The following is a 7998-nucleotide window of genomic DNA, read 5'->3' as shown; positions in this document are numbered from 1 at the left end:
ACGCCGAAGCGGTTGTTGGTGTTGTCGGCCTTGTCCTTGACCATCTTGTTGAGCTGGTCCCACGTCGCACGCCAGGGCTGTTCGCCGGGCAGCTTTAGGGCCTCTGCGAAACCGCGGGGGAAGCCCAGCGGGAAGTCGAAGCCCAGCAGGCAGCGTTCGCCGCGCTTCTTCAGATCGTCGAGGATCGCGTTCAGGCGGGTCTCGGCCTCGGCCCGCGTGGCCGGATTGAAGCTCTCGAACGCCATCCGGAAGCGGATGTCGCGCTTCAGGACGCCGATCCAGATGGAGTCCGCGCCTGTGGTGGGCTTGGCCGCGGCGCTCCAGTCGACGATCACATAGGCGCTGAACAGGCGCGGCACGGCCGGGCTCCAGGAAACAGGATTGGGAGGACGAGCGCTTTTACGCGCTCATCCCTGGTGGTCCAACGCCCTTAAGCGAGTTTCACGAGCATCTTGCCCAGGTTCTCGCCCGAGAAGAGGCCAAGGAAGGCTTCCGGCGCCTTCTCGATCCCCTCGAACACGGTCTCCTTCCAGGTGACCTTGCCCGCCTTCACCCAGCCGGCCAGTTCCTCGGCGTACTTCGGCATCAGGTCGAAGTGGTGCGAGACGATGAAGCCCTCCATGCGGATGTTCTTGCCGATGAGCAGGGCGAGGTTCCGCGGCCCGGGCGGCGGTTCCACGGCGTTGTACATCGAGATCATCCCGCAGATCGCGAAGCGCGCGAACAGCCGCGCCGAATTGAGCGCCGCTTCGAGGTGTGCGCCGCCCACGTTGTCGAAATAGACGTCGATGCCGTCGGGCGCGGCTTCCATTAGGGCGGCGTTGATGTCGGGTGTCGCCTTGTAGTCGATCACGTGGTCGACCCCGATCTCCTTGAGGAACTTCACCTTGTCGGCGCCGCCGGCCGAGCCGATCACGGTGTGGCCCTTGGCCTTGGCGATCTGGGCCACCATCGAGCCGACGGCGCCGGCCGCGCCCGAGACGAACACGACGTCGCCGTCCTTGAGCGCCGCGACCCGCAGCAGGCCGGCATAGGCGGTCAGGCCCGGCATGCCGGCGGCCCCCAGGAAGGCCTGGGGCGGCAGGCCGCGCGGGTCCAGCTTCTGGACCTTGTCTGCCCCGGTGGTGAAGCCTTCGCGCCAGCCGAAGCCGGACTGCACGAGATCGCCCGGCTTGAAATTCGGGCTGTTCGAAGCGGTGACCTCGCCAATGGCGCCGCCGTCCATGACCTTGCCCAGCGGGAAGGGCGGGCTGTAGCTCTTCACGTCGTTCATGCGGCCACGCATGTAGGGATCGACCGTCATCCAGAGGTTCTTCACCTGGACCTCCCCGTCGCCCGGCGCCGGCAGCTCCACGGTGGCCAACTCGAAGTTGTCGGCGGTCGGCAGGCCGCGGGGGCGGCTCTTCAAGCGAATCTCGCGCACGGTGGACATGACGTTCCCTCTCGGTTTCCTGGTTTCAAACAGATGTACGATCCTGCCCGGGTGGCGTCGAGGTCACGGTGCATGCTAACGGCCGCGCCATGAGCGAGACCTTGCGCGGCGGCGTTATCGGGGCGGGTGTCTTCGGCGGCTATCACGCCAGGCAGTACGCGCGCCTCCCCGGCGTGGAGTTCGTCGGCGTCTACGACATTCACCCCGACCGCGCGGCCAAGGCAGCCATGCCTCTGGGCGGCCGCGCGTTCGCCGACCTGGACGCCTTCCTGGCCGAGCTCGACGTCGTGACCGTGGCCTCGCCGGCGACCTGCCACGTCGAGCAGGCCCTGGCCGCGATCGCGGCCGGCAAGCCGGTCTACGTGGAGAAGCCGATCGGCGTCAGCGTGGCCGAGGCCGACAAGGTGCGTGCTGCGGCCGCCGCCAGGGGGCTCGTCGTCGCCTGTGGCCATCAGGAGCGCGTCGTGTTCCGCGCCATGGGTCTGCTGGACGTGCCCGAACAGCCGCTGATGCTGGAGGCGCTCCGCCACGGTCCTCCTTCCGACCGCAGCCGCGACGTCAGCGCGGTCCTGGATCTGATGATCCACGATATCGACCTCTGCCTCGCCATCGCCGCGGCCGAGCCCGTGACCGCGGAGGCGGAGGGCGCGCGCGGGTCGGACGGCGTCTGGGATCTCGTGCGGGCGGAAGTGGGTTTCGAGAGCGGCTTCCAGGCGATCCTTGACGTCTCGCGTCGGGCCGAAGCCCGCCGGCGCACTATGCGCATCGTCTATCCGTCGGGCGAGGTCGAGATCGACTTCGTGGCGCGCACGTTCCGCAACACCACGCCGTTCGCGCTCAACCCCGACTTCGCCGAGACGCCGGCCGCCGCCGATCCCCTGGGCGCCAGCGTCGAGGGCTTCCTCATGGCCGTGCGGGGCGAGGCGCCCCGGCCGATTGTCACCGCCGACGAGGCGATCGCGGCGCTGGACCTCGCCATCGCGGTGGAACAGGCGTTGGAAGACGTCGCGTAAGCCCGCTAACCTGCCGCGGCACTCTGCGGGAGCCGCGCATGTCCAGCGCCTACGACTACAGCTTCGACAGCATCTCGGGCGGCCCGCTGCCGCTCAGCACGTTCCGGGACAAGGTCGTCCTCGTCGTGAACACGGCGTCGAAATGCGGGCTGACGCCCCAGTACGACGGGCTTGAGAAGCTGTACTCGGACTACAGGGACAAGGGCGTGGTGGTGCTGGGCGTGCCCTGCAACCAGTTCATGGGCCAGGAGCCCGGCACGGAGCAGGAGATCCAAACCTTCTGCAGCACCACCTTCGGCATCGACTTCCCCATGACGGCCAAGGTCGACGTGAAGGGCGAAGACGCCCATCCGTTCTACAAATGGGCGGAAAGGGAGCTGGGCGAGCCGGCCGTGCCCGTCTGGAACTTCCACAAGATCCTGATCGGCAAGCACGGCGAGGCGATCCGCGCCTTCGGCCCGCGGACCGAGCCGCTGGACGCAGAGGTCACTTCGGCGATCGAGGCGGCGCTGTGAGCGACGACCTCATAACGGTGTCGCTGGAGGCCGTCGGCGATCCGACGGCTGAGGTCTATGCGCGGCTGTTCGCACAGTTTCCGGACGTCGAGGAGCGCTTCCGCCGGGATACGACGGGCGCCATCAAGGCCGAGATGCTGACGATGGTCTTCGACTGCCTGATGAACCCGGCCGGGCCTTACCAGGCGAACGTTGTGCGCACCGAGCGCGTGAACCATGACAGCTCGGGGGCCGCGAGCGAGATCTTCGATCGCTTCTTCTGGATCGTGCGCGACGCGTGCCGCGAGCGCGCGGGCGAGGCGTGGACGCCGGCGACCGAGGCGGCCTGGACGGCCCAGATCGAGCGCATCCTGGCGGCCTCCAGATAGCAGAAGCGCCCCGCCTCGCGGCGGAGCGCTCCACATTCCCTCAGGTCGGTATCAGAACCGGTACTGCAGCTCCACGCCGTAGAGACGCGGCGGCGTCAGCTCGAGGTTCTGCGCCCCAGTCAGGAAGCGGTCCGACGCCACGGCGGCGTTGTTGTTCCGCTGCGAGCCGGCGAGTGCGGCGTCGTAGCCCTCGGTGTCGAACACGTTCTTCACATAGGCGATGACCGTGTACTTGCCGCCCTTCGGCGCCCAGTAGGCCCGCAGGTCGACCTGATCCCACGAGGGGGCCTTGTTGTAGTCGCGCGAGAAGACGTTGGCGTAGGCCTTCGAGCGGTAGAGGTAGGTGCCGCCCAGCGTCAGCGCCCCGGCGTCCAGGTCGAAGGTGTAGCTCGCGTTCAGCGCCACCTTGTGGACCGGGGCCTGCGGCAGGCGGTTGCCGACGATGCTGATCGCCGAGGTCACCACGTTGTCGTTGGTATCGACGAGCGGGACGCTCTTCTTGATCTTCGTCGGGTTGTAGCCGTAGTCGAGGCTGAGCCGCACGGGCTGGATCGGCTGCCAGATCGTGCTGAGTTCGAGGCCGCTCGACCGCGACTTCGCGATGTTGATGAACTGGCTCACGTTGGTCGGGCCGACGCGGACCGTCACCGGCGCCTGCAGGTCGCGGTAGTCCAGATAGAACAGCGCCGCGTTGATCTGCACGGTCGGGAAGTTCTTCTTCAGCCCGATCTCGTAGGCGTTCACGTGTTCCGCGTCGGCCTTGGGATCGGCGAGGAAGCCGCCGGCCGAGAAGCCGAACGCCTTGTAGCCGCGGCTGTAGCGGGCGTAGGCCATGGTGCTGTCGTCCGGCTCCCACTGCACCCCGAACGTCCCGGTCGTCGCCGCCGAGGTGTCGTCGAGCTGACGGCTGGCCACGCCGTTCGGACCGATCACGTACTGGCGGCAGACCTGAGCCGCCCCGGTGCCGGTGCAGACCGACGGCGTCTTGACGCCCTCGATCGCGCCCGCGGTGCTCTTGGGCGCCAGGGTGTCGGTCAGGTCGAACGCGCCGTTGCCGAGGCCGCCGAGCGCCCCGAGGGCGTTGCCGAGGCCGAGCGCCTGGCCGACGGCGGGGAGGGCGGCGAGGTTGCCCAACAGGCTGCCGTAGTTCGCCGCCGTTCCAGGCCCCAAGGCGCCCAGGCCCAGTGCGGTGTAGAGGCCGGGATAGCAGGCGTCCGAGTTACAGACGATCCGCCGGTACTCGGTGCCGAACTTGTGGTCCTTGGTGTAGCGCAGGCCGGCCGTGACCTTCAGCGTCTCGGTGGCCTGCCAGTCGACCTGGCCGAACACCGCCTTGCTCTCGGTCGTCAGGCCGTAGTTGCCGGTCGACCAGGTGCCGTTGGGGTTGGCCGCGGCGCCGAGGACCGGCGTCTGCAGGCTGGACGGACCGCGCAGGAAGAAGTCGGCGGTGCTGCCCGTGCCGGTGTATTTCTCGTGGTAGTAGTAGGCGCCGGCGATCCACTGCAGCGGTCCGTCCGTGGTCGACGAGATGTTCACCTCGTGGCTGTACCAGCGGGGGTACTCGAAGTAGTGGTAGGTGTTGTCGCCGTTGACCGTCAGGGGCGAGCAGTTGACGGTCGAGCGTCCCGCCGCAAAGAGGGCGCCGATATTGGCGCACAGTGAACCCGGAGCGACCGGGATCTGGTACGATTGCACATTGGTCGCGTCGGTATCGCCGTACAGGTCGTACTTATATTCCTGGATGCCGCCGACGTATTTGATGTCGAAGCTGGGCAGGTGATAGACGAAGTTCGCGGTCAGCGAGTTCACGTCGCGCAGGCGCACGCGCTGCGGATTGTTCGTGTTGAAGTCCCGCGAGTCCGCCAGCGCCGGATTGGTCCGGATATCCGTCGAGCCGAACTGCCGCAGGCTTCCCGGCACGATCCCGGCCAGGCCCGTCTCCGGCGTGTAGCCGTGGGCCGAGTTGTAGACGATCGAGAAGTTCGGATCGGTCAGGCCCGTCTCGTAGGGGCCGTTCAGGTAGCCGGCACGGGCGCCTGGGCCGCCGCGGTTGTGCCAGACCAGCGTCTTGTACGAGACCCATAGGTCGGCGTTCTCGCCGAGCTGCGCCTGGATCTGCGCCTGGACCTGGTATTCGTCGCGCTTGCTGCCTTCCGACGGGCCGCCGGCGACGTTGTCGTAATAGCCCTTGCGCTGGTCCAGCTTGTAGCCTGAGAGGCGGAACTGGAGATTGTCGGCGACGGGGCCGGACACTGCGAACTGGAAGTTCGTGAAGTCGTAGTTCTCCGCGATGGCGCGCACCTCGGCGTAGAAGTCCTCGGTCGGCCGCACCGAGATCACGTTGACGGTGCCGCCGATGGCGTTGCGGCCGTACAGCGTGCCCTGGGGACCGCGCAGGATCTCGACCCGTTCCACGTCCAGCGGCGGGCCGCCGGCCAGCACGGTCGAGGTCGTGAAGAGACCGTCGATGTAGATCGACACCGCGCCGTCCACCGAATGGACGTTGGTCAGGCGGCCGATACCGCGCATGGACGCGCGGTCATTGGCCGACTGGTAGACGAAGCCGGGCGTGAAGTTGGTGAGGTCCTGGACCGTGCTGATGCCGACCAGGTCGCGCTGCTTGCTGGTGAACGCCGAGATGGCGACCGGCACGTCCTGCAGGCTCTGCTCCCGCTTCTCGGCCGTGACGACAAGTTCTTCGATGGTGGTGGACTGGGCTTTCGCCGATGCGCCGATGGCGGCGGCCAGCAGGGCGCTGGTCGCCAGTAGACTGGCTCTGAACTTCATAACTGCCTCCCCGCAGCTTGATGAGCGCTTATTTGACTGCGCTTGCGGGAGAGGCTGAAGCAGCGGCGTGTGGCCGTCAATGCAAATGAAGGCTGATAACTGAATAAGCGTAACTTGGAATATGTGGTATGGAAGTGGATGTGCGATTGCCACTTGTATGTCTTGCCAGGATGAGCAATCGTCGGTCAGTTGCAGACCTTGTTCATCCCAACAACAACCTGAGGGCGCGCGATTTGCGCGCCTTCTTTGTTTTTGAATGACGTAAATTGGCCCCGAAAGCTGGGCAGTTTCGCAACGCAGAAATACTAAGAAAGCTTAGGGTGTAAGGGATCGCTGTCACTTGCGACGTCTCGTTACCCGCGGTGCAACATCGTCGGACGCGGAGTGCGTAGGTGCACGTTAGGGTGGAGTTTCGGCTGATCTGGCCATGGGGTCTTCCGCCTCGCCGTCGCGGACCTTAGAGAGGGCGCGCGTAAGTCGGAGGCCCCTCGCATGCATCGCAAGCCGGACGGATCCTGGGACAAGGCACGTCTGCCCAGCCGTCACACCACCGAGGGGGCGGCGCGCGCGCCGCACCGGTCGTACTATTACGCCATGGGTCTTGGCAGTCGTGAGATCGCCCAGCCGTTCGTCGGCGTGGCCTCATGCTGGAACGAGGCGGCCCCCTGCAACACGGCGCTCATGCGTCAGGCGCATGCCGCCGCCGAGGGCGTGAAGCGGGCCGGCGGGACGCCGCGCGAGTTCTGCACGATCACCGTCACCGACGGCATCGCCATGGGCCACGAGGGCATGCGCAGCTCGCTGGTCAGCCGTGAGGTGATCGCCGACTCGGTCGAGCTGTCGATGCGCGGCCACGCCTACGACGCCCTCATCGGCGTCGCCGGCTGCGACAAGAGCCTGCCGGGGATGATGATGGCCATGCTGCGCCTGAACGTGCCGTCAGCCTTCATCTATGGCGGCTCGATCCTGCCGGGCTCCTGGCATGGCCGCGAAGTCACGGTGCAGGACGTGTTCGAGGGCGTCGGCAAGCACTCGGCCGGCCAAATGAGCCTGGAAGACCTCTGCGACCTGGAGCAGCATGCCTGCCCGGGCGACGGCGCGTGCGGCGGCCAGTACACCGCCAACACCATGGCCTGCGTCTCCGAGGCCATCGGCCTCGCCCTGCCGCTGAGCTCGGCCCTGCCGGCCGCCTACCTGCACCGCGACCAGTACGCCGAAGCCACCGGCGAGGCGGTCATGGCGCTGCTGGAACGCAACCTGCGTCCGCGCGACATCTGCACGCGCGAGGCGTTCGAGAACGCCGCGGTCGTGGTCGCGGCCACCGGCGGCTCCACGAACGGCGGCCTGCACCTGCCGGCCATGGCGCACGAGGCCGGTATCAGGTTCACCCTGCGCGACGTCGCCGAGATCATGAAGAAGACGCCGTACCTGGCCGACCTTATGCCGGGCGGCCGCTATCCGGCGAAGAAGATGGGTGAGGCCGGCGGCGTGCCGATGCTGCTGCGAACCCTGCTCGACGCCGGCCTGATCCACGGCGACTGCATGACCGTCACCGGCAAGACCATCCGCGAGAACCTGGAAGGCGTCGTCTGGAACGCCGACCAGGACGTGATCCGGCCGGTCTCCAACCCCCTGTCGCCGACCGGCGGCGTGGTCGGGCTTTGGGGCTCGTTGGCCCCCGAAGGCGCGATCGTGAAGGTGGCCGGTCTGAGCCACACGAAGCACCGGGGCCCGGCGCGCGTGTTCGACGGCGAAGAGGCCTGCTTCGCCGCGGTCGAGGCTCGCGACTACAAGGAAGGCGACGTCCTGGTGATCCGCTACGAAGGGCCGAAGGGCGGCCCCGGCATGCGCGAGATGCTGTCCACGACCGCCGCCATCAAGGG

At 67.3% G+C, this 7998-nt stretch carries 6 protein-coding genes and 1 pseudogene; 4 read left to right on the top strand and 3 right to left on the bottom strand.

Annotation, left to right across the window (positions count from 1 at the left end; genetic code table 11):
- Together Q0L11_RS08960 and Q0L11_RS08955 are read right to left on the bottom strand one after the other, a co-directional pair.
- A pseudogene (locus tag Q0L11_RS08960) lies at positions 1-359 on the bottom strand (cobalamin biosynthesis protein CbiG); the annotation flags it as partial.
- Positions 360-430: 71 nt separating this feature from the next.
- Positions 431-1432: an NADP-dependent oxidoreductase gene (locus Q0L11_RS08955; protein ID WP_296596774.1), complete on the bottom strand. Its 1002-nt coding sequence runs from the start codon at positions 1430-1432 to the stop codon at positions 431-433.
- Between the two features lie 89 nt (positions 1433-1521).
- Here Q0L11_RS08955 and Q0L11_RS08950 point away from each other — a divergent pair, with 89 nt between their 5' ends.
- From Q0L11_RS08950 to Q0L11_RS08940, 3 genes are read left to right on the top strand one after another with little or no spacing between them, the layout of a single operon-like run.
- Positions 1522-2445: a Gfo/Idh/MocA family oxidoreductase gene (locus Q0L11_RS08950; RefSeq protein ID WP_296596772.1), complete on the top strand. Its 924-nt coding sequence runs from the start codon at positions 1522-1524 to the stop codon at positions 2443-2445.
- A 38-nt stretch (positions 2446-2483) separates the two neighbouring features.
- On the top strand, positions 2484-2960 hold the full coding sequence (locus Q0L11_RS08945) for a glutathione peroxidase (RefSeq protein WP_296596770.1): 477 nt from the start codon (positions 2484-2486) through the stop codon (positions 2958-2960).
- Complete coding sequence (locus Q0L11_RS08940) at positions 2957-3328, top strand: globin (RefSeq protein WP_296596769.1); 372 nt, start codon at positions 2957-2959, stop codon at positions 3326-3328. Before Q0L11_RS08945 ends, Q0L11_RS08940 begins: the two co-directional genes overlap by 4 nt.
- A 51-nt stretch (positions 3329-3379) precedes the next feature.
- On the opposite strand, the gene Q0L11_RS08935 is transcribed toward Q0L11_RS08940, so the two are convergent.
- Positions 3380-6115, bottom strand: coding sequence for a TonB-dependent receptor (locus Q0L11_RS08935; protein ID WP_296596768.1), 2736 nt, complete (start codon positions 6113-6115; stop codon positions 3380-3382).
- A gap of 492 nt (positions 6116-6607) precedes the next feature.
- Here Q0L11_RS08935 and Q0L11_RS08930 point away from each other — a divergent pair.
- On the top strand, positions 6608-7998 hold a 1391-nt coding region (locus Q0L11_RS08930), incomplete at its 3' end, for a dihydroxy-acid dehydratase (protein WP_296596767.1).

Source organism: Phenylobacterium sp. (assembly GCF_024508875.1).
Lineage (GTDB): Bacteria > Pseudomonadota > Alphaproteobacteria > Caulobacterales > Caulobacteraceae > Phenylobacterium.
This window is presented reverse-complemented; position numbering and strand designations above follow the sequence as displayed.

Bases quoted from the DNA above. Each gene is read 5' to 3' on its own strand.
- Q0L11_RS08955 (WP_296596774.1), bottom strand. From the start codon at position 1,432: ATGTCCACCGTGCGCGAGATTCGCTTGAAGAGCCGCCCCCGCGGCCTG.
- Q0L11_RS08950 (WP_296596772.1), top strand. From the start codon at position 1,522: ATGAGCGAGACCTTGCGCGGCGGCGTTATCGGGGCGGGTGTCTTCGGC.
- Q0L11_RS08945 (WP_296596770.1), top strand. From the start codon at position 2,484: ATGTCCAGCGCCTACGACTACAGCTTCGACAGCATCTCGGGCGGCCCG.
- Q0L11_RS08935 (WP_296596768.1), bottom strand. From the start codon at position 6,115: ATGAAGTTCAGAGCCAGTCTACTGGCGACCAGCGCCCTGCTGGCCGCC.